We start from the raw sequence: 20,489 nt of genomic DNA on the forward strand, positions 1-20,489 counted from the left end.
GGTCAGCGAAGGTGGTGGGTGATTGCTGCAGGGCCTTATCTTAGGCTCAAAGGCGGCGGCTGGCCTGATCAATCGGACTCTACGGGTGCTCGTCGGGGGGCTACGCAGGCGGCGTCGGGTCTGGTCGGCGGTGGATCAGCACCAGGTAGGAGAGCGGCGCCAGCGCCGTGCAGATCGCCACGCCGGCGGCCAGCGCGCCGCTGCCGCCGCTCAAGCCGTGGCCGACGGCGATGCCGACCAGCGCGGCGATGCTCATTTGCACGAAACCCATCAGCGCCGAAGCCGAGCCGGCGATCGTCGGGTACGGCGTCAGCGCCCTGGCGATGGCGTTCGGCATCACCAGCCCGGTGGCCAGCGTACAGAAGAACATCGGCCCGAGAAGCGCCGCGATGCTGTGCACGCCGGCGAACTCGAGCGCCGCCATGAGTGCGCCGGCAAGCGCTCCCAGGCCGGCGCCGCAGACCAGCAGCGTGTCGCCGCCGAAGCGCCTGACCAGCCGCCCCGAAGTGACCGAGCCGAGCACATAGCCGGCGACGACCAGGCCGAAGCACATCCCATAGATCTGCGGCGACAGGCCATAACGGTCGACCAGGATGAATGACGACGCCGAGATGAAGGCGAACAGCGCGCTGTACGAAAACGAGAAGGTCAGCACGTAGCCGAGGTAGCGGCGGTCGGCCAGCAGTCGCCGGAAGGTGGCGAAGAGCTGCCGAGGATTGGTCGCGCCGGCGTGCCGATGGACGTTGCTCTCGGGCAGCAGGCGGGCGACGGCGAAGCCCTGCAGCAGGGCAATCAGCAGCAGCACGATGAAGTTCGATTGCCAGCCGAAGAGAACCGTCAGGAAACCGCCCAGGGTCGGCCCGAGCAGTGGCGCGATGGCCATCGCTCCGCCCATGTAGGCGATGATCCGCGCCGACTCGCTGCTACCCCAGACGTCGCGAACGACCGCGCGCGCGAGCACCGGGCCGGCACAGGCGCCGAGCGCCTGCACGAAGCGCGCGGCGATCAGCGTCTCGATGCTGTTCGCCAGGACGCAGGCGACCGTTGCCAGGCCATAGATCGCCAGCCCGCCGAGCATCAGCGGCCGGCGGCCGAAGCGATCGGATAGTGGGCCGTAGAAAATCTGGCCGCAGGCAAAGCCGGCGAGAAAGACCGACAGCGTCAGTTGCACGCCGGCGGCGTCGCTGGCAAAGACCCTGGCCAGCGTCGGCAGCGCCGGCAGGTAGAGGTCGGTCGACAGCGGGCCCAGCGCGACCAGCGTCGTCAGTAGCACCGCCAGGCCGAACGTCGGGGGTGGCGCGCTCATCGGGCGGCGCGGCGCTGCCGGCTCATGATGGTGCCTGCAGGAGCGCTGCCAGCTCGTCTTCGTCGAAGCCGGCGGCGCGCCGCGCGGCGAGGTTGAAGGGGCCGCGCAGGCGCGGCGCGCGGTAGCGTTGCGCGAGTTCGGCGTAGCACGCCAGCGGTTCCAGCTGGCGTTGTCCGCAGAGCCAGCGGTACCAGCGATTGCCGATCGCGACGTGGCCGATTTCGTCGTGCAGGATGATTTCGAGGATTGCCGCGCCGCGCTGGTCGCCGACGCTCAGCAGCTTGTCGCGGATCGGTGGCGCGGCGTCGAGACCGCGCGCCTCGAGCGTCCGCGGCACCAGCGCCAGGCGTGCCAGGAGGTCGTCGCGGGTCCGCTCGGCCATCTCCCACAAGCCGTCGTGCGCGGGAAAATCGCCGTAGGTGAAGCCCAGCGTTTGCAGGTGTTCGTGCAGGAGTTCGAAGTGCTGCGCTTCTTCGCGAGCGACGCCGAGCCAGTCGGCGTAGAAGTCGGCGGGCAGGTCGTCGAAGCGCCAGACGACGTCGAGCGCCAGATTGACCGCGTTCAACTCGATGTGCGCCAGCGAATGAAACAGCGCCGCGCGCCCGGCGACGCTGTTCACCGGCCGGCGCGCGAGTTCGGCCGGCGGCACCAGCGCCGGTGTGGCGCTGCGCCCGGGCAGCGTTTCCCTGGCCAGTCGCTGCTGATCGGGGGCGGCGAACGAGTGCGCGTCGGCGCTCTTCGGGATCGCCTTGACGGCCGCGCACTTTTCCGGGTGCGTGCGCAGCAGCAAGGCGTCGAGCGCGAGTTGGCGGAGATTCATGGCGCGCTGCCCGGGCTCGCTGCAGGTGTTTCCTGCGGCGAGCTGACGAAGCCGTAGCGTTGCGCCACCTGCGCGCGAAGCAGCGTCTGCAGCGGCAGGCGAGCGCCTTGCCAGGCCAGCGTCAGCGCGCTGCCGCCGGGCTGCGCGATCGCCGCCAGCAGCGCGTCGTCGTCGGCGGGCCGACCGTCGGCGAGCTGCAGGCAGTCGAGCAGCGCCGGCAGGTCGCGGTCGCAGAGCAGCGCGATGCCGGCGGCGGTCTCGAGCAGCAGATTGCCTTCCTCGTCGATCGCCGCGGCACGGATTTCGCCGACTTCTTCGCCGAGCTGCGTTTCGAGCCGATCGGGCGCCGCCAGGCGCAACACCCACGGCGTATATTCGAGTTCGACGAAAACACGCTGCGGCCCGTTCTGCACGAAGTAGTTGCCGTCGGCATCGTGCGCGTACTGCCGATTGAGGAAGTCGATCAGGCCGGCGTGGCTCAGCGCCTCGCCGCGCAGCCGCCAGCGGCCGCGGCGGTCGAGCGCCAGCCAGCCGTAGCACGCCGGCACGTTCGGCCAGCGCAGCATGGCGCTGAAGTCAGGACTCGGCAAGGTCTTGCCTGGTCGGTGACGGCTCTTGCCGGGCGAGTCGTTGGTCGCGCAGCCGCGATGCGCTACGCTTCGTCAAAGCAGTTCTTCGATGTCGGCGGCGATGCTCTCGGGCGTCGTTGCCGACGCGTAGCGCGTGGCCACCTCGCCCTGGCGATCGACCAGGAACTTGGTGAAGTTCCACTTGATTCCCTCGCTGCCGAGCAGGCCGGGCGCGGCTTTTTTCAAGTAGCGGTAGAGCGGGTGCGCGTTGTCGCCGTTGACCTCGATCTTGGCGAACATCGGGAAGCTGACGCCGTAGTTCTTCTCGCAGAAGCTGGCGATTTCGTCGGCGCCGCCGGGTTCTTGCGAACCGAACTGGTTGCACGGAAAGCCGAGCACCTCGAGGCCGCGTTCGTGATAGCGCTGGTAAAGCGCTTCAAGTCCCTCGTACTGCGGCGTGAAGCCGCAGTTGCTGGCGGTGTTGACGATCAGCAGAACCTTGCCGGCGTAGTCGCCAAGCGATTGGCTGCCGCCGGCGAGGCGATCGGCGGTGAATTCGTGGATTGCTGCGGTCATGGCCATGTCTCCGGAGCGTGCTGGTCTTGGGAATAGCGAAGTCACGCAGTGTACCGAGAAACGGCGTGTCGTGCGTCAGCCGCCGAGGCGTGCGATCGCTGCGCTGACGAGCAGGCGGCGGCTGACTTATCATTGACCGGCACGACGATTGGTGATCGATAACGGGCTGGCGGCGCGTCGGCGCGGCGGTTTCCTGATCAGCGGGGTACGACGATGAACGCGGCGTTTCGCCTGTCTTCCCTTGTGGCTCCAGCGCTGTGGCTGCTGGTCGCTTGCGCGACGCCGCCGGACCCGGGCGACGCGCCCGTCGCTGCTGGCGAAAGCTCGTTCGACGCGGCCAACCCGGCGATCCATCTCGCCGACCCCGGCGACAACGAGGTGGTCGTGGTGATCAACAACAACGCCGTTCTCGGCAATCACGCCGGGCTCTTTGCCGGCGCGCGCCTGAGCGATCCGGCCGGCAGTTACCGCAACGTTCGCGCCGCGAGTGGCGACCGGCGGCCAGCGAGTCTGGCCGATTACGTCGCCTATCAGATGGTCGATGGCCCGCTGATCCGCATCTATCGCTTTACGCTGCCGCCGTCGCAGTTTGCCGCCGTCGTCGCGCGCCTGCCCGAGGCCGACCGCGCGATGCCGCTGTTTTGTGGCGCGGCGGTGCACAACGCGATCGCCGGCATCGGTCCCTTCAAGGGCCTCGCGGCGACCTGGTGGACGTCGCCGGCCGAGCTGGCGCGGCGGCTCGATTCGCTGATCGCCGCGCCGCCCACCGAGCACAGCGTGGGCACTTGCCTGTGGCCCGACGGCCGGCGCTGCTGAGGCGCCTACGCCTGCTCGTCGATGGGCACGCAGGCACAGAACAGGTGACGGTCACCATGCACGTCGTCGACGCGATTGACGCTCGGCCAGAACTTGTTGTCGGCGACCCAGGGCAGCGGTAGAACGGCCTGCTGGCGGCTGTACGGCCGGCGCCAGTGCTCGTCGACGAGATCGGCCTGGGTATGCGGCGCGTTCTTCAGCGGGTTGTCGTCGGCCGGCCAGCGGCCGGCCTCGATCTCGCCAATCTCGGCGCGGATGGCGGTCATCGCCGCGATGAAGCGGTCGAGTTCGGCTTTCGACTCCGACTCGGTCGGCTCGACCATCATCGTTCCGGCCACCGGGAAGCTCACCGTCGGCGCGTGAAAGCCATAATCCATCAAGCGCTTGGCGATGTCGGTCTCGGAGACGCCGGTCTTCGCCTTGAGCGGCCGGATGTCGAGGATGCATTCGTGCGCGACGCGCCCCTGGCGGCCGCTGTAGAGCACCGGGTAGTGCTCCTGCAGGGCCCTGGCGACGTAGTTGGCGTTGAGGATCGCCACCTGCGTCGCGCGCGTCAGGCCGCTGCCGCCCATCATCGCGATGTACATCCACGAGATCGGCAGGATCGACGCCGAACCCCAGGGGCCCGCGGCGACCGCGCCCTGGCCGGCGTGCGGGCCGTCCACCGGCTGCACGCTGTGGTTGGCCATGAACGGTGCCAGATGCGCTTTCAGGCCGATCGGCCCCATCCCCGGGCCGCCGCCGCCGTGCGGGATGCAAAAGGTCTTGTGCAGATTCATGTGGCTGACGTCGGCACCGATCAGCGCCGGCGAAGTCAGCCCGAGCTGCGCGTTGAGGTTGGCGCCGTCCATGTACACCTGGCCGCCATGCGTATGCACGATGGCGCAGATCTCCTGCACCGCTTCCTCGAAGACGCCGTGCGTCGACGGGTAGGTGATCATCAGGCACGCCAGGTCGGCGGCGTGCTGCGCGGCCTTGGCGCCGAGGTCGGCGAGGTCGATGTTGCCCGACTCGTCGCAATTGACAACGACCACGCGCATGCCGCACATCTGCGCCGTGGCGGGGTTGGTCCCGTGCGCCGAACGCGGGATCAGGCAGACCCGGCGGCAGCCTTCGCCGCGGCTGGCGTGGTAGCGAGCGATCGCCAGCAGGCCGGCGTACTCGCCCTGCGCGCCCGAGTTGGGCTGCATGCAGATGGCGTCGAAACCGGTGATCGCGCGCAGCCATTGTTCGAGTTCGGCGATCATCTGCAGGTAACCCTGCGCCTGCTCGAGCGGCGCGAAGGGGTGGATGTCGGCGAATTGCGGCCAGGTGATCGGGATCATCTCGCTGGTCGCGTTGAGTTTCATGGTGCACGAGCCGAGCGAAATCATCGAGTGGTCGAGCGCCAGATCCTTGCTCTGCAGCTTCTTCAGGTAGCGCAGCATCTCGTGTTCGGTGTGGTGCGTATTGAACACCGGATGCGTGAGAATCGCGTCCTGGCGCAGCAGCTCGGGCGGCAGGCTGGCGTCGGCAAGCTGCAGATCGTCGTCGAGCGGGCCGAGGTCGGGGCTGATTCCGGCCAGCAACCTGATCAGCACGCTGATATCGGTCGCCGAGGTCTTTTCATTCACCGCGATACCAAGGACGCCGGGCGAGACCTGGCGCAGGTTGTAGCCGTCGTCGATGGCCTCCTTGTAGGCGCTCAGCGCATGGCCGCCGAGATCGACGCGGATGCTGTCGAAGAATTGCCCGGTCAGCACCTTGATGCCGGCACGACGCAGGCTGGTGGCGAGGATCGCCGTCAGCCGGTGGATTCGTTGGGCAATTCGGCGCAGCCCTTGCGGGCCGTGATAGACCGCGTACATGCCGGCGATGTTGGCCAGCAGAACCTGCGAGGTGCAGATGTTGGAGTTGGCCTTTTCGCGCCGGATGTGTTGCTCGCGGGTCTGCAAGGCCATGCGCAGCGCCTTGTTGCCGCGGCTGTCGACCGAAACGCCGATGATCCGGCCGGGAACCGAGCGCTTGTGTTCGTCGCGGGTGGCAAAGAAAGCCGCGTGCGGACCGCCGAAGCCGAGCGGTACGCCGAAGCGCTGCGACGAGCCGAGGGCGATATCGGCGCCCATTTCGCCGGGCGAGCGCAGCAGCACCAGCGCCAGCAGGTCGGCGGCGACGGCGACGATGCCGCCGCGTGACTTGACGGCGGCGATCGCGCCGCTCAGGTCGGCGACTTCACCGCGGTCGTTCGGGTACTGAAACAGCGCGCCGAAGACCTCCTGTTGCGCCGCCACCTCGGGCGAGTCGAAGACCAGATCGAAGCCAAAGAAGGCGGCGCGCGTCTTGATCACGTCGATGGTTTGCGGGAAGCATGCGGCGTCGACAAAAAACACGTTCGACTTCGACTTGCTGAGCCGCCTGGCCATGGTCATCGCCTCGGCGGCGGCGGTCGCCTCGTCGAGCAGCGAGGCATTGGCGAGTTCGAGGCCGGTCAGGTCGATGACCATCTGCTGGTAATTGAGCAGGGCCTCGAGGCGGCCCTGCGCGATTTCTGCCTGGTAGGGCGTGTAGGCGGTATACCAGCCAGGGTTTTCAAGGACGTTGCGGACGATCACCGTCGGCGTCACGGTATCCGCGTAGCCCATGCCGATCAGCGAGTGCTGGACGACATTGCGACTGGCCATCGCCTGCAGCGCCGCCAGCGCCTCGCGTTCCGGGCGTGGCCCGGCGAGCGCCAGCGGCGACTGCAGGCGGATCGCCGCCGGGATCGTCTGCTCGACGAGTTGTTCGAGGCTGGCGGCGCCGATGCTGGCCAGCATGGCGGCAATCTCGGTCGCGTCGGGGCCGATGTGGCGGTGTACGAAATCGTCGCGCTGCTCGAGTTCGGCGAGGGTCGGGGAGGGGGCTGTGGCGTCCATGGATTCTTCCGGTGGCGGTGCGAGTTACTCCGCTTAAGCGGCGTCTACGAGCTGTTGGTAAGCGGCGGCGTCGAGCAGCGTCGCAACGTCGTCGGCAGCGGCCGGCGTGATTTTGAACAGCCACGCCGCGTAAGCGTCCTGGTTGACCAGCTCGGGCGAGTCGGCAGTCGCCTGATTGACGGCGACGACGGTGCCGGCTACCGGCGCGTAAACGTCGGAAGCCGCCTTGACCGATTCGACGACGGCCACTTCCTGTTCGACCGCGAATTCGGCGCCGACAGCCGGCAATTCGACGAAGACCAGGTCGCCCAGCAACTCCTGCGCGTGGTCGGTAATGCCGACGGTCAGCGTGCCGTCGGCTTCGCTGCGGATCCATTCATGGTTTTTGGTGTACTTGAGGTCGGCGGGGATATTCATGGGTTCTCCTGGAAAATGAGCTTGCGTGAGAAGAGTGGGATTATCAAAAGGATGCCATCAAACGAGAACCTGGCCATGGCGAACGAAGCAGGGTTTGACGACGCTCGCGGCGAGCAGCTTGTCGCGGATCGCCACCTCGACGCGATCGCCGATCGCCACGGCCAGCGGCAGGCGAGCCAGCGCGATCGCCTGCTGCATCGTCGGCGAGAAGCTGCCGCTGGTGATTTCACCCGTGCCGTGCTCGCTGATCACCTGCTGGTGCGCACGCAGGACGCCGCGCTCGCTTAGCACCAGGCCGAGAAACTGGACCTGCGGCGGTCGGGCAAGCAGCGCCGCCTTGCCGACGAAGTCGCGCGGCGAAACGAGGTCGACGGTCCACGCCAGGCCGGCGTCGAGCGGCGAGACGCTCTCGTCCATGTCCTGGCCGTAAAGATTCATGCCGGCTTCCAGGCGCAGCGTGTCACGCGCGCCGAGGCCGCAGGGCTGTACGCCGGCAGCGGCGAGAGCTTCCCACAGGCCGGCCGCCTGGTCAGCGGGCAGCGCGATCTCGTAACCGTCTTCGCCGGTATAGCCGGTGCGGGCGATAAACTGCTCGCCGCTGAGCGCGGCGAAGAAGGGCTGCAAGGCCTCGCACGCCGCGCGGCAGCCGGGCTGCGCGTCCCAGACCTTCTGGCGCGCGTTCGGGCCCTGCACGGCGATCATCGCCAGCGCGCCGGCGCCCTCGCGACGCGGCGTCAGCGTCACCGCCAGCTGCCAGTCGTCGAGGCGGGACTTCATCCACACCAGATCCTTGTCGGCGGTGCCGGCGTTGATCACCATCCGGTAGTTGCCGTCGGCCAGGTAGTAGACGATCAGGTCGTCGATCACGCCGCCGTCTTCGTTGAGCATCGCGCTGTACAGCGCCTTGCCGGCGACCGTCAGCTTGTCGATATTGTTGGCGATCAATCGCCGCAGGAAAGCCGCCGCGTCGGCGCCCTCGATATCGACCGAGCACATGTGCGAAACGTCGAACATGCCGGCGTCGCGGCGCACCGCATGGTGCTCGTCGATCTGCGAGCCGTAATGGACAGGCATCTCCCAGCCACCGAAATCGACCATCCGCGCGCCACTTCGGCGATGGATGTCATTGAGGACAGTTTTCTGCATCATATCAATTCCTTGGGAGAGTTTATTGAAGCGGATTCCGGAAACGAAAAAGGGGCGAACTCGGATTGAGTTCACCCCCCTGTCCATGTACCTGAGAGATTGTCGGGGCGGCGAAATAAATCGCCGCCACCTTGCCCCATCGGTGGGCGCTGCACCAGTGGCGCGCGCCGCTCTCCAGAGTTCATTGCACGAACGGTCCTTTTGCCTGAGCGTTTCCGGGTGGATTGCGCCTTCGGCGGCGGTGCGACCGCCCTCTCCCATTCGCGGCGCAACTATAGCGCGCCGCAAGCATTGCTCGCAAGCGCAGCCGCCGCCCCGCAGCCCTGACGCATGACCTCCCCGAATCGACAGCACTTGCCGGTTACGCCCACTTTCGCCGCCGAGGCGGCCAGATGGGGGTTGGCTAGCGGCAAGGGAGCGCTTGCGGCGCGGGGGTTTGGTGTTCAGTCAGTGGGACAGGAGAGGTCGAGGGAGCTCCGTTACGATCGCCAGGCGAGCCTTTCCCGGCGCGGGGTGCGCCGCGCTTGGGAAGATGTGTTGGGCAGGCCTGGGCAAGGTTATTCGAGTTGCAGCAGGAACGGTTCGGCGAGAAGCAGACGCAGGCGTGCTGGGTCAAGCCAGGGCGCAGCACAGGAATTACGGATGAAGGCGATGGCGCCGCGCACACCGAGTTCTTGATACAGGTTGCGTAACTGCCGGGTGAAACGTGCCAGGGTATTGAACACATGCGCCAGGCGCATGAGGAGGTGATAGCCTTTCATGGCATTCCAGTCGAGGGCAAAGGCATGCTCGTAGTGGTAGCCCTGATGTTTTTCGACGAGGAAGCCCGCTTCGATGCCCCAACGGTGGCGGGCACCGAGGTTGCAGCGCTCATGGACATTGTCTTGTCTGAGCGGTTGGCTGGAGAGCCAGGCGTGGCGCGATGTTTCGGTGACGGTCCTGGCCTGTTCATCGATCTTTTCCCAGCTTTCCTCACAGACCACCAGGTTCAGCTTGAGACGCTGACGCCCGTTGGCCGCGAAGGCGTAGTCGATGTCGTTGACCCAGCTGAAGTGTTGTCGGCGCCTTCCCCAAGCGCGCTGCACGGCTTGTGGCTTCAGGGCGTGGAGTGCGCGGAACTCCTGCCAGACCGTGGACAAATCCTTGTCCTTAAGCACGATCATGAACTGCCAGTGGGCGCGCAAGCAGCGCTGCATCACCGGCCCGTTGGCGTAAAGGCCGTCGAGCAGGAGCAGGATCGGCAGGCGGGGGAACAGCGTCTTGAGCCGGTCGCTCAAGCGCACAAAGCCGCGCAGCTCGCAGTCCTGCTTTTGCGCTTCGGTATCGCCCAGCGCGTGTTCGAGGAACTCGCTGAGCAGTGGGACGACCAGGCCGTTGTGGAAAGCCAGGCTGGCCTCGAGGACGTAGACGAAGTACTGGGTGTGGCGGGTTTCCTCCTTGCCGACGGTGCGCTGGAGGAGTTCCTCCGCCCAGAGGGTGTCGCCGGCGACCTTCTGCGAGCCGTCGATGGCGATGGGGTAGCAGTGGTTGATCAGATAGCGGCGGAAGCTCTTGCCGCGGATCAGCCGCTTCACCAGATCGACGTGGGCCTGCTCAAGGTGGTCAAGGTCGATGTCGCGCAGCAGCCGAAACAGGGTGTCGGCGTGTGGTAGGGTCTCGATCTCCGGGAACAGCAGGTGGAGGTTGGCCATGAACTGGGGACGGGATATTTCGCGGTTGGTCTCGCGCCGAGAGGAGAACTGAAAGACGAACATCAGCAGACCGTAAAGCAGCAGCGCGGTCAGCTTGTGGCGGCGCTTCCTGGGGTCTCTCGGGTCGGGAATTTGTTCCAGTTGCTCGAGCAAGGCGGGTAGCTCTTTGCGCAGGAGACGCGTCTTTTTGCTCACGGCGTCCTCGCGGGCCTCCCTTTCCTCGCCGACGGTCGCGAAGGCTGAGCATCGGTTGGGCAGAGAAGTGGGGGAGTGGAGGACTTGTCCACTCGCGCGCCGTTTCGCGTTCAGTGCCTTTTCCTGCCGTTTCTTCTCTGAGCGCAGCTCCTTGAGGGCAGCGCGTGTCGGGCGACGGCAGGGTTTGCTCATGGCCGGGAGCTCCCAGGGGCGGCACACAGCCGGTCGCGACAATCGGCGCTCAGCGGTTTGAGCCACACCTGGCGGGGCGTGCTGCGATACGACTGGCCGGGGCGGGCCAGCCCGCGCCCGCTGGTTGCCCCGAGCAACTGCCAACCGGCCGCGCGGTAACAGGTGCCGGTATAGTGACGAGGATCGACGAAAGTCTCCAGCAACAGGGGCTCGAAGCCCCAGTGATCGAGCCAGTCCGCGCGTGCGCGGCGCGCGAGTTGTCCGAGCACATGACTGGCCAGATGCGGCACCCGGACGTGGGGAAAGATCAGGAAGCGGCTGTTGTTCACCACCCGCGCCAGGTTCTCGCGGCGGGCCTGGGCCGTCCAGCCGATCCAGCGGTCGCGCACGGCGACCGCGCGGGCAGCGCCGGCCAGCAGGACGCTGCCGAGCCGCCGGTCGCCCGCCGTGATGAAGTAGCGCAGGCGGTAGCCGAAGGCCCCCTGGAAACCCAGTGGGTGCCAGCGCGCCACCAGCGCATCCCACTGCGCCACCAACGCCGCGTCGCGAACGACTTCCAGGCAGACCGGTGCGAGTGCCGACAGGGCGCAGTGCACGGGAAGCTCCCCGGTGACCGTATCTACGGGTGCCGCGGGCGGCGCGCAACGGCGTGCTGACGACGGCCTTATCGCCGGCAGTGTCAGCAGCCCGGCCGCCTGCAAACGCTCCAGAAACTCCAGGCAGGCGCTGATCTTCGCCGTCCCTGTCAGAGTGGTCCACCCCAGGTGCTCGCAGACCGTCGCCGCCAACTCCTTGCGCGCCAATCCCGGCAGCCACGCCACCGTCCCGCACACCTCGGCGATCTCCGCGGCGCTGAATACGCGACCGCAGTGCACCCACTCCTCTTCGCTCGTTGCAACCACCACGATACCTCCGGCTGAAACGTGGACCAATGACCCTCCACCTATCCTGCCAGAAGTCCCCCCGGCTGTCTAGCTCCCTTGTGCGAAACCTTTTTTGCCTGCCCACCGCAACGCCTTGCCAGTACTGGGCTGGCGCAGTCATGCTTCAGCGCTGGCCGCCCCGGCCGCCATGCGCAAGTCGCCATGGCCAGCTGCAGCCCGTCATGGCGAGTAAGCAATCCATGGGATGCGCCGCCGTCTTGGCCGCAGTGCCGACGCCGCGGCTTCCTGGACTGCCGCGGCGCTACGCTCCTCGCAGTGACGGCGGAGGTGACGAAGACGGCGACGGTGACGGCGCCAGCACCAGCGCCAGCGCCAGTGATTGCCCCGGAGCCACAGCCCGTCATTGCGAGCAAAGCGAAGCAATCCATGGGATGCGCCGCCGTCTCGGCCGCAGTGCCGACGCCGCGGCTTCCTGGACTGCCGCGTCGCTACGCTCCTCGCAGTGACGGAGGAGGTGACGAAGACGGTGACGGAGACGGCGACAGCACCAGCGCCAGTGACTGCCGCGGAGCCGCAGCCCGTCATTGCGAGCAAAGCGAAGCAATCCATGGGATGCGCCGCAGTCTCGGCCGCAGTGCCGACGCCGCGGCTTGCTGGACTGCCGCGTCGCTACGCTCCTCGCAGTGACGGCGGAGGTGACGGAGGGGGTGACGGAGACGGCGACAGCACCAGCGCCAGTGATTGCCCCGGAGCCACAGCCCGTCATTGCGAGCAAAGCGAAGCAATCCATGGGATGCGCCGCAGTCTCGGCCGCAGTGCCAGCGCCGCGGCTTCCTGGACTGCCGCGTCGCTACGCTCCTCGCAGTGACGGCGGAGGTGACGGAGACGGTGACGGTGACGGTGACGGTGACGGCGACAGCGCCAGCGGTGACTGCCGCGGAGCCGCAGCCCGTCATTGCGAGCAAAGCGAAGCAATCCATGGGATGCGCCGCAGTCTCGGCCGCAGTGCCGACGCCGCGGCTTCCTGGACTGCCGCGTCGCTACGCTCCTCGCAGTGACGGCGGAGGTGACGGAGACCGCGATAGCGAGACCTTCCCCGCCGAATTTATTCACCAGAACCTGACGAGCGAGCCCAGCATCGTCCATGCCGTCTCCATGCACGCTGTGCAGAAGCGGCTCTCGGCTGGCTCCAGTGGTATCGACCCGCGGCTGATAGCACGCACCACGCCGCCGCCCGAGATCCCCTGCGCCGCCGACCCCCCAAAAAACCCGGACTGCACCCGCGACGACAATCGCCCTTGCCCCTTCCCATAACATGCCTTAATATCACCGTTCATCCGTTGAACAAATAAGCCTGACGCACGCCGAGCAAGTGCACCTGCGAATCCTCCGAATCGTCGAGGAAGCGCAGCGGAAGAAACGGCAGCGCTGACTTGTAGAACGCCGTTACGGTGAAAGTCGCCGGCGCCGCCAACGCGCAAGGAATAAGCGCTCCGGCCAGGCGCCGGTTCGGTCGAACCCGGGGAGGGCAGCGCCCACCTCGGTACGCGTACCACATGCTGAATGCTCAAGCATTCCGGTATGGCGGTAGCGTGCCCGGATAGCACGCCGCCCAGCCAGCTGGTGCGCGATGCCGAACTGGACAAACGCTTTGCCGACAGCCTCGTGCAGGTCACCCATTGAACAACAAGACATGACGCCGGCCGAGCAAGTGCACCTGCGAATCCTCAGAATTGTCGAGGAAGAGCCACAGATCAGCCAGCGGCAGCTCGCTGAACGGCTTGGCGCCAGCCTGGGCAAGACCAATTACCTGCTCAAGGCGCTGCTCGACAAGGGTTACATCAAGGCCGGCAACTTTCTGCGCGCCGAAGACAAACTGAAATACGCGTACCTGCTCACTCCCGAGGGCCTTCTCGCCAAGCTGCGCCTGACGCGCAACTACCTCGCCCGGAAGGAAGAGGAGTACGTCGCGATGAAAGTGGAAATCGAAGGTATGCGAGCCGAACTGGCCGCGCAGGACGAGCAGGACGATCAGGGAGAGCAAGCGAAGCACTGACTTGCCGAACGCCGTTACCGTGAAGGTCGCCTCCGCGACTCACGAATCGCCCTTCGTCCCGACGCAGACAAAGCTTCGACGAGTGAGCAGGAGAATCCACGGCGCATGCTTCCGGCCCGCCGAGCGATCCCCGCGGGCAAGCCGGAGGGATGCACGCGGCAGCTGAGGCAAACGGTCATGACTTTCATGATTGCAGGCCGCTCGACAGTTCAGGACCGTCGAGCGGCCTGAAAAAGCAAGCGCCGCCAACGCGCAAGCAGCAAGCGCTTCGACCAGGCGCCGATTCGGTCGAGCCCGGGGAGGGCAGTGTCCACCTCAGTACGCGTACCACATGCTGAATGCCCAAGCATTCCGGTATGGCGGTAGCGTGCCCGGATAAGCCGCCGGCAAGCCACACACGCCGCCCGACAGTTCAGCCGCCAACGTGCGGCCCGCCACTCGCCAAGCCACGAATGAGCCTCCCCCAACGCTCATCAACCGTCCGGCCTGTTACGCAAACGTCGGCTGGAATCTCGGGATTGCGCGGCAAGAAGCACTTCGGCTGACCGACAACGATTCTTCGCTGCCATGACCCAATTGCCCGCCGACGACTACGACAGCCCCTGGAAAGACGTACTCGAACACGCCTTTCCCGAGTTCATGGCCTTCTACTTCCCCCAAGCCCACGCCCAGATCGACTGGGACCAGGGGCATGAATTCAAGTCCACCGAACTACGCCAGGTGGTGCGCGATGCCGAACTGGGCAAACGCTTTGCCGACACCCTCGTGCAGGTCACCCTCGAGGACGGCCAGCGCCGCTGGGTCTACATCCATATCGAAATTCAGGGCCAGCGCGACAGCGATTTCGCCCATCGCATGTTCACCTACAACTACCGGCTCTATGACCGCTTCGCCACCCCCATCGCCAGCTTGGCCGTACTGGCCGACGAAAGCGAAGGCTGGAAACCCGACCGCTACGGTTTTGAAGTCCTCGGTTGTCGCCACAGCCTGGAATTCCCTGTCGTCAAATTGCTCGACTACGCCGATCGCGTTGATCAGCTTGAAAGCGACCACAACCCCTTCGCCCTGGTCACCGCCGCCCACCTGCGCACCCGGCAAACCAAACACGACCCCGAAGCGCGCTACCAGGCCAAACGTAGCCTCGTCCGACTGCTCTACCGCCAGGGCTGGGATCGCCAGCGCATCCTCGACCTCTTCGCCGTGCTCGACTGGATGATGCGCCTGCCGGAAGGCCTGGAAGACAAACTGTGGCAAGATATCGAGCAAATTGAAGGAGAGCGCAAAATGCCCTACGTCACCAGCGTCGAACGTCGAGCCACCGAACGAGGCATGCAGCAAGGCATGCAGCAAGGCATGCAGCAGGGCATGCAGCAAGGCATGCAGCAGGGCATGCAGCAAGGCGAAGAAAAGGTACTCGAACGCCAACTTACTCGCCGCTTCGGCCCCCTCAGCGAAGTTAGCCGACAGCGGCTCAAGAGCGCCACGCTGGAACAGCTTGAACGCTGGACCGACAACATCCTGGATGCCACCACCCTGGAAGAAGTCTTCAAAGACTGATCATTTTTTGGGCAATGGATGCCCATTTTTTTCCTGGCGGTACTGTAGGAGCCCGATTCATCGGGCGATAACGGCACTGTCCAACCGCCCGAGATCGCTCACCGCCCGCTGGACTGCCACGTCGCTACGCTCCTCGCAGTGACGGAGGAAATGACGGAGGAGGAGGCGGCGACAGCGCCAGTGATTGCCCCGAACCCGAAGCCAGTCATTGCGAGCAAAGCGAAGCAATCCATGGTCTGGCCAGCGGTCTCGGCTGTTCCGCAGGTGCAGCCCAACGAAATCTACAACCCCTTCGCCCTGGTCACCGCCGCCCACCTGCGCACCCGGCAAACCAAACACGACCCCGAAGCGCGCTACCAGGCCAAACGTAGCCTCGTCCGACTGCTCTACCGCCAGGGCTGGGATCGCCAGCGCATCCTCGATCTCTTTGCCGTGCTCGACTGGATGATGCGCCTGCCGGAAGGCCTGGAAGACAAACTGTGGCAAGATATCGAGCAAATTGAAGGAGAGCGCAAAATGCCCTACGTCACCAGCGTCGAACGTCGAGCCACCGAACGAGGCATGCAGCAAGGCATGCAGCAAGGCATGCAGCAGGGCATGCAGCAAGGCGAAGAAAAGGTACTCGAACGCCAACTTACTCGCCGCTTCGGCCCCCTCAGCGAAGTTAGCCGACAGCGGCTCAAGAGCGCCACGCTGGAACAGCTTGAACGCTGGACCGACAACATCCTGGATGCCGCCACACTGGAAGAAGTCTTCAAAGACTGACCATTTTTTTGGGCAATCGGTGACCCTGTTCTGCCTCGGCCTCCTACCCGGTCAGCCGTGCGTTCGACGACTTGCCGACGTCCAGCGAAGATCGTTGAGCGTCGGGGGCAAAGACCTCCTCATCGCCATGTCTGAAACGAATAGAACGCAAAGTCCTCGCAGCCGCGTTATCGTGAACATTTTGCGTTGAGCAGGCACCCATGGACAACGAGGCATCAGCGAGCGACGACTACGACACGCCGTGGAAAGACGCGATTACGCGCTACTTTCCCGAGTTCATGGCCTTCTATTTCCCGTTCGCCCACGCCGAAATAGACTGGCAGCAAGCATACGTCTTCCTCGATCAGGAACTCGCCCAGATCGTGCAGGATGCCGAACTCGGCAAGCGCCTGGTGGATCGCCTCGTACAGGTAAGCACTCGGGACGCGGGCGAACAGTGGGTATACATCCACGTCGAAGTTCAGGGACAGCATGACGCCAACTTCCCTGAGCGCCTGTTTACCTACAACTACCGGCTCTACGACCGCTACCGCCGCCCGGTTGCCAGCCTCGCCGTGCTGGCAGACGACGGCGAAAGCTGGAAACCGACTCACTTCGGTTACCAGCTGTTCGGCTGCGAAGTCGGTATCCGCTTCCCGGCTGTCAAGATCCTCGACTACGCAGGTCAGGCCGAAGCTCTCCTCAGCGATCCCAACCCCTTCGCCCTGGTCACCGCGGCACACCTATTCACCCGCCAGACAAAGGGTGACCCTGAACAACGCTATGCGGCAAAATGGCGGCTAGCCAAGCTGCTCTACGAACGCAACTGGGACAAACAGCGCATCATCGACCTTTTCAGCGTCATTGACTGGCTGATGCGCTTGCCGACCGAACTCGAGAAGCGGCTGATGGACGAAGTCTACACATTGGAAAGGAACGTCACCATGCCTTACGTCACCTCTGCCGAACGCTTCGGAATCGAGAAAGGCTTGCAGCAAGGATTGCAGCAAGGTCGCCAGGAAGGTCGCCAGGAAGGTCGCCAGGAAGGTCGCCAAGAGGGTGAGGCCGCACTCCTGCAGAGTCTGCTCGCCCGTCGCTTCGGTGCCCTGCCTGATGCTGTTCGCGCCCGACTGGACAAGGCCACCGTCGAGCAGCTCGAAAACTGGGCGATCAAGGTGCTCGATGCCGAAACATTGGACGAAGTCTTCGCTCCGCGTTGACGGCGAAAGCGACGGAGGCGCCGGAAACAACCCCAGCGACTGCCCCGGCTCCGAAGCCGTAACCCGTCATTGCGAGCGAAGCGAAGCAATCCATCGCGTACGCCGCAGTCGCCGCCGCAAGGCCAGCTCCGCCCCCCTGGACTGCCACGTCGCTACGCTCCTCGCAGTGACGGGGGAACTCAGAAAGCCTGAGCCGGAAACAGCCCCAGCGACCGCCCCGGCTCCGAAGCCGTAACCCGTCATTGCGAGCAAAGCGAAGCAATCCATCGCGTACGCCGCAGTCGCCGCCGCAACGCCGGCACGGCCCCCGCTGGACTGCCACGTCGCTACGCTCCTCGCAGTGACGGAGGAAGTCAGAAAGTCTGAGCCGGAAACAGCCCCAGCGACTGCCCCGGCTCCGAACCCGTAACCCGTCATTGCGAGCAAAGCGAAGCAATCCATCGCGTACGCCGCAGTTGCCGCCGCAAGGCTGGCACGGCCCCCGCTGGACTGCCACGTCGCTACGCTCCTCGCAGTGACGGAGGAAGCCAGAAAGCCTGAGCCGGAAACAGCCCCAGCGACTGCCCCGGCTCCGGACCCGTAACCCGTCATTGCGAGCAAAGCGAAGCAATCCATCGCGTACGCCGCGGTCGCCGCCGCAACGCCGGCACGGCCCCGCTGGACTGCCACGTCGCCACGCTCCTCGCAGTGACGGAGGAAGCCAGAAAGTCTGAGCCGAGACAGCCCCAGCGACTGCCCCGGCTCCGAAGCCATAACCCGTCATTGCGAGCAAAGCGAAGCAATCCATCGCGTACGCCGCAGTCGCCGCCGCAACGCCGGCACGGCCCCCCCTGGACTGCCACGTCGCTACGCTCCTCGCAGTGGCGGAGAAAGCCAGAAAGGCTGAGCCGGAAATAGCCCCAGCGACTGCCCCGGCTCCGAAGCCGTAACCCGTCATTGCGAGCAAAGCGAAGCAATCCATCGCGTACGCCGCAGTCGCCGCCGCAAGGCCAGCTCCGCCCCCTGGACTGCCACGTCGCTACCCTCCTCGCAGTGACGGAGGAAGCCAGAAAGCCTGAGCCGGAAACAGCCCCAGCGACTGCCCCGGCTCCGAAGCCGCAACCCGTCATTGCGAGCAAAGCGAAGCAATCCATCGCGTACGCCGCAGCCGCCGCCGCAAGGCCGGCACGGCCCCCCTGGACTGCCACGTCGCTACGCTCCTCGCAGTGGCGGAGAAAGCCAGAAAGCCTGAGCCGGAAACAGCCCCAGCGACTGCCCCGGCTCCGAAGCCGTAACCCGTCATTGCGAGCAAAGCGAAGCAATCCATCGCGTGCGCCGCAGCCGCCGCCGCAACGCCGGCACGGCCCCGCTGGACTGCCACGTCGCCACGCTCCTCGCAGTGACGGAGGAAGCCAGAAAGCCTGAGCCGGAAACAGCCCCAGCGACTGCCCCGGCTCCGAAGCCGTAACCCGTCATTGCGAGCAAAGCGAAGCAATCCATCGCGTACGCCGCGGTCGCCGCCGCAACGCCGGCACGGCCCCCGCTGGACTGCCACGTCGCTACGCTCCTCGCAGTGACGGCGGAAGCCAGAAAGGCTGAGCCGGAAACAGCCCCAGCGACTGCCCCGGCCCCGAAGCCGTAACCCGTCATTGCGAGCAAAGCGAAGCAATCCATCGGCTGCCCTGTGGTCTCGGCAGTTCCGCAGGTGCAGCCCGACGAAATCTATAACCTCGCCGCGCAAAGCCACGTTGCCGTCAGCTTTGAAGAGCCCGAATACACCGCCAACGCCGACGGCATCGGCGCCCTACGCATGCTCGAAGCCATTCGCATCCTCGGCCTGGAAAAGAAAAGCCGCTTCTACCAGGCCAGCACCTCCGAACTCTACGGCCTGGTGCAGGAAACCCCGCAGAAGGAAAGTACGCCCTTCTACCCGCGCAGCCCCTACGCCGTCGCCAAGCTCTATGCCTACTGGATCACCGTCAACTACCGCGAGGCCTACGGCATCTACGCCTGCAACGGCATCCTTTTCAACCACGAAAGCCCGGTCCGCGGCGAAACCTTCGTCACCCGCAAGATCACCCGCGCCATCGCCCGCATCGCCCTCGGCCTGCAGGACTTGCCTCTACCTCGGCAACATGAGCGCCCTGCGCGACTGGTGCCACGCGCGCGACTACGTCGAAATGCAATGGCTGATGCAGCAGGACCATCCCGAAGACTTCGTCATCGCCACCGGCGTGCAATACAGCGTCGCCAGTTCGTCGAATTCGCCGCTGCCGAACTCGGTATCAGCATCCGTTTTGAAGGCGAGGGCGTGGACGAGGTCGGCATCGTGGCCGAGGTCAAAGGCGAGCAGGCCAAAGCCAAGCCTGGCAACGTCATCGTCAGGGTCGACCCACGCTACTTCCGCCCCAGCGAAGTCGAAACCCTGCTCGGCGACCCCAGCGAAGCGCGCGAAAAACTCGGCTGGACGCCACAAACCAGCCTGCACGAGCTCGTCAAGGAAATGGTTCTCGCCGACTACAGCTCGGCCAGGTGCGACGCGCTGGTCAAAATGGCCGGCTTCAAAACCTTCGACCATCACGAATAGGCAAGCGATGAGCCAGCCGCAAATCTACACTGTCGGTCAACGGGGTGCGGCGGACAGGGCTTAAGGAGAACCGTTCATGCTAAAGAGCTATGAAGCGATCTATGACCACGGGCAGATAAGGTGGTTGTCCGACAAACCCCCTGTGGACGAGGCTCGTGTCATCGTCACCATGCTTCCCCCGCAAGTTAGTACAGCATCCGAAACTTGTCGGACGCCATCGGCTCGTATTGCAGGAAAGGGGAGAATTCTCGGTGATATCGTCGCGCCGGTAGCACCCGAAGGCGATTGGAACGCCCTCAAGTGATCGTTCTTGACACTCACGTCTGGGTGAATTGGATTCTTCTGGGCGAATCTGCGCTAAGCAGGCCAATCCTGGCTGCAATGAAATGGCAGTCATCAATGGCCGTTTCGGCTATCTCCTGCTTTGAAGTGTCGCTGCTCGTCAAGCAGCGCAAACTGGAATTGCCCTTGCCCGTTGGGGAATGGCTAACAGAAGCGCTCTCAGCGTCTGGCGTCGATTGCCTACCGGTTACCTGCGAGATTTCGCGTTTGTCCGTCTCGCTCCAGGACATACACAAAGACCCGGCGGATCGCATCATTATTGCCACCGCCATCAGCCACAATGCGTTGCTCGCCAGTGTCGATTGCGTATTTCCAGAGTACTCGGAACTCGCTGGGCGCTTGGTCGCCCGCTGATTCACTGAATCATCACCAACCATGGCTCAAACCGCAAAAATCTACGTCGCTGGCCATCGCGGCATGGTCGGTTCCGCCATCGTCCGGCAACTCAGCCTTCAACGCGAAGCCCCACGCCCAAAAGAATACCAACGATCATCCTCA

General features: G+C 65.2%; 16 protein-coding genes, 1 pseudogene and 2 riboswitches. Of the genes and pseudogenes, 8 read left to right on the forward strand and 9 right to left on the reverse strand.

What is annotated here, in order from left to right; all coding sequences use genetic code 11:
* Nucleotides 1–100: 100 nt before the first annotated feature.
* From QZ656_RS08015 to QZ656_RS08030, 4 genes are all read right to left on the reverse strand, one after another.
* Nucleotides 101–1,306: a multidrug effflux MFS transporter gene (locus tag QZ656_RS08015; RefSeq protein ID WP_291992907.1), complete on the reverse strand. Its 1,206-nt coding sequence runs from the start codon at nucleotides 1,304–1,306 to the stop codon at nucleotides 101–103.
* Nucleotides 1,307–1,328: 22 nt separating this feature from the next.
* Entirely contained in the window at nucleotides 1,329–2,126 is a 798-nt protein-coding gene (locus tag QZ656_RS08020) for a ferritin-like domain-containing protein (protein WP_291992908.1), read from the reverse strand.
* The gene (locus QZ656_RS08025) at nucleotides 2,123–2,716 is read right to left on the reverse strand and encodes a DUF2946 family protein (RefSeq protein ID WP_291992909.1); all 594 of its coding nucleotides are present in this window, start codon (nucleotides 2,714–2,716) and stop codon (nucleotides 2,123–2,125) included. Before QZ656_RS08025 ends, QZ656_RS08020 begins: the two co-directional genes overlap by 4 nt.
* A 72-nt stretch (nucleotides 2,717–2,788) precedes the next feature.
* Nucleotides 2,789–3,271, reverse strand: coding sequence for a glutathione peroxidase (locus QZ656_RS08030; RefSeq protein ID WP_291992910.1), 483 nt, complete (start codon nucleotides 3,269–3,271; stop codon nucleotides 2,789–2,791).
* A gap of 213 nt (nucleotides 3,272–3,484) precedes the next feature.
* On the opposite strand from QZ656_RS08030, the gene QZ656_RS08035 reads away from it, so the two are divergent.
* Complete coding sequence (locus QZ656_RS08035; protein WP_291992911.1) at nucleotides 3,485–4,087, forward strand: hypothetical protein; 603 nt, start codon at nucleotides 3,485–3,487, stop codon at nucleotides 4,085–4,087.
* A 5-nt stretch (nucleotides 4,088–4,092) separates the two neighbouring features.
* Here the strand turns inward: QZ656_RS08035 and gcvP are convergent, their stop codons facing one another.
* The 5 genes from gcvP to QZ656_RS08060 form a co-directional block, all read right to left on the reverse strand.
* On the reverse strand, nucleotides 4,093–6,981 hold the full coding sequence (gcvP, locus tag QZ656_RS08040) for an aminomethyl-transferring glycine dehydrogenase (RefSeq protein ID WP_291992912.1): 2,889 nt from the start codon (nucleotides 6,979–6,981) through the stop codon (nucleotides 4,093–4,095).
* 33 nt (nucleotides 6,982–7,014) lie between these two features.
* Nucleotides 7,015–7,398: a glycine cleavage system protein GcvH gene (gcvH, locus tag QZ656_RS08045; protein WP_291992913.1), complete on the reverse strand. Its 384-nt coding sequence runs from the start codon at nucleotides 7,396–7,398 to the stop codon at nucleotides 7,015–7,017.
* Nucleotides 7,399–7,455: 57 nt separating this feature from the next.
* On the reverse strand, nucleotides 7,456–8,547 hold the full coding sequence (gene gcvT / locus QZ656_RS08050; protein WP_291992914.1) for a glycine cleavage system aminomethyltransferase GcvT: 1,092 nt from the start codon (nucleotides 8,545–8,547) through the stop codon (nucleotides 7,456–7,458).
* A 74-nt stretch (nucleotides 8,548–8,621) separates the two neighbouring features.
* A riboswitch (glycine riboswitch) is annotated at nucleotides 8,622–8,724 on the reverse strand.
* Between the two features lie 3 nt (nucleotides 8,725–8,727).
* Nucleotides 8,728–8,814, reverse strand: a riboswitch (glycine riboswitch).
* 287 nt (nucleotides 8,815–9,101) lie between these two features.
* A complete protein-coding gene (locus QZ656_RS08055; RefSeq protein ID WP_291991619.1) occupies nucleotides 9,102–10,622 on the reverse strand; it encodes a transposase family protein in 1,521 nt (506 codons plus the stop codon).
* Complete coding sequence (locus tag QZ656_RS08060; protein ID WP_291992915.1) at nucleotides 10,619–11,527, reverse strand: DUF4338 domain-containing protein; 909 nt, start codon at nucleotides 11,525–11,527, stop codon at nucleotides 10,619–10,621. Before QZ656_RS08060 ends, QZ656_RS08055 begins: the two co-directional genes overlap by 4 nt.
* A gap of 1,672 nt (nucleotides 11,528–13,199) precedes the next feature.
* Between QZ656_RS08060 and QZ656_RS08065 the strand changes: the two genes are divergently transcribed.
* From QZ656_RS08065 to QZ656_RS08095, 7 genes and pseudogenes are all read left to right on the forward strand, one after another.
* On the forward strand, nucleotides 13,200–13,562 hold the full coding sequence (locus QZ656_RS08065; protein ID WP_291992916.1) for a MarR family EPS-associated transcriptional regulator: 363 nt from the start codon (nucleotides 13,200–13,202) through the stop codon (nucleotides 13,560–13,562).
* A gap of 567 nt (nucleotides 13,563–14,129) precedes the next feature.
* Nucleotides 14,130–15,119 carry a DUF4351 domain-containing protein gene (locus tag QZ656_RS08070; RefSeq protein ID WP_291992917.1) on the forward strand — a complete coding sequence of 330 codons (990 nt, stop codon included), beginning with the start codon at nucleotides 14,130–14,132 and terminating at the stop codon, nucleotides 15,117–15,119.
* Between the two features lie 231 nt (nucleotides 15,120–15,350).
* Nucleotides 15,351–15,884 (forward strand): DUF4351 domain-containing protein, encoded by a 534-nt coding sequence (locus tag QZ656_RS08075; RefSeq protein ID WP_291992918.1) that lies wholly within the window; start codon nucleotides 15,351–15,353, stop codon nucleotides 15,882–15,884.
* 200 nt (nucleotides 15,885–16,084) lie between these two features.
* The gene (locus QZ656_RS08080; protein WP_291992919.1) at nucleotides 16,085–17,083 is read left to right on the forward strand and encodes a DUF4351 domain-containing protein; all 999 of its coding nucleotides are present in this window, start codon (nucleotides 16,085–16,087) and stop codon (nucleotides 17,081–17,083) included.
* 1,681 nt (nucleotides 17,084–18,764) lie between these two features.
* Nucleotides 18,765–19,649 (forward strand): annotated as a pseudogene (gene gmd, locus QZ656_RS08085) (GDP-mannose 4,6-dehydratase); the annotation flags it as partial.
* Nucleotides 19,650–19,725: 76 nt separating this feature from the next.
* Complete coding sequence (locus tag QZ656_RS08090) at nucleotides 19,726–19,953, forward strand: hypothetical protein (protein ID WP_291992920.1); 228 nt, start codon at nucleotides 19,726–19,728, stop codon at nucleotides 19,951–19,953.
* On the forward strand, nucleotides 19,950–20,345 hold the full coding sequence (locus QZ656_RS08095) for a type II toxin-antitoxin system VapC family toxin (protein WP_291992921.1): 396 nt from the start codon (nucleotides 19,950–19,952) through the stop codon (nucleotides 20,343–20,345). The genes QZ656_RS08090 and QZ656_RS08095 overlap by 4 nt, the downstream gene beginning before the upstream one ends.
* The last annotated feature ends 144 nt before the right edge of the window (nucleotides 20,346–20,489 follow it).

It is taken from the genome of Candidatus Accumulibacter sp. ACC003 (assembly GCF_907163085.1).
Taxonomy (GTDB): domain Bacteria; phylum Pseudomonadota; class Gammaproteobacteria; order Burkholderiales; family Rhodocyclaceae; genus Accumulibacter.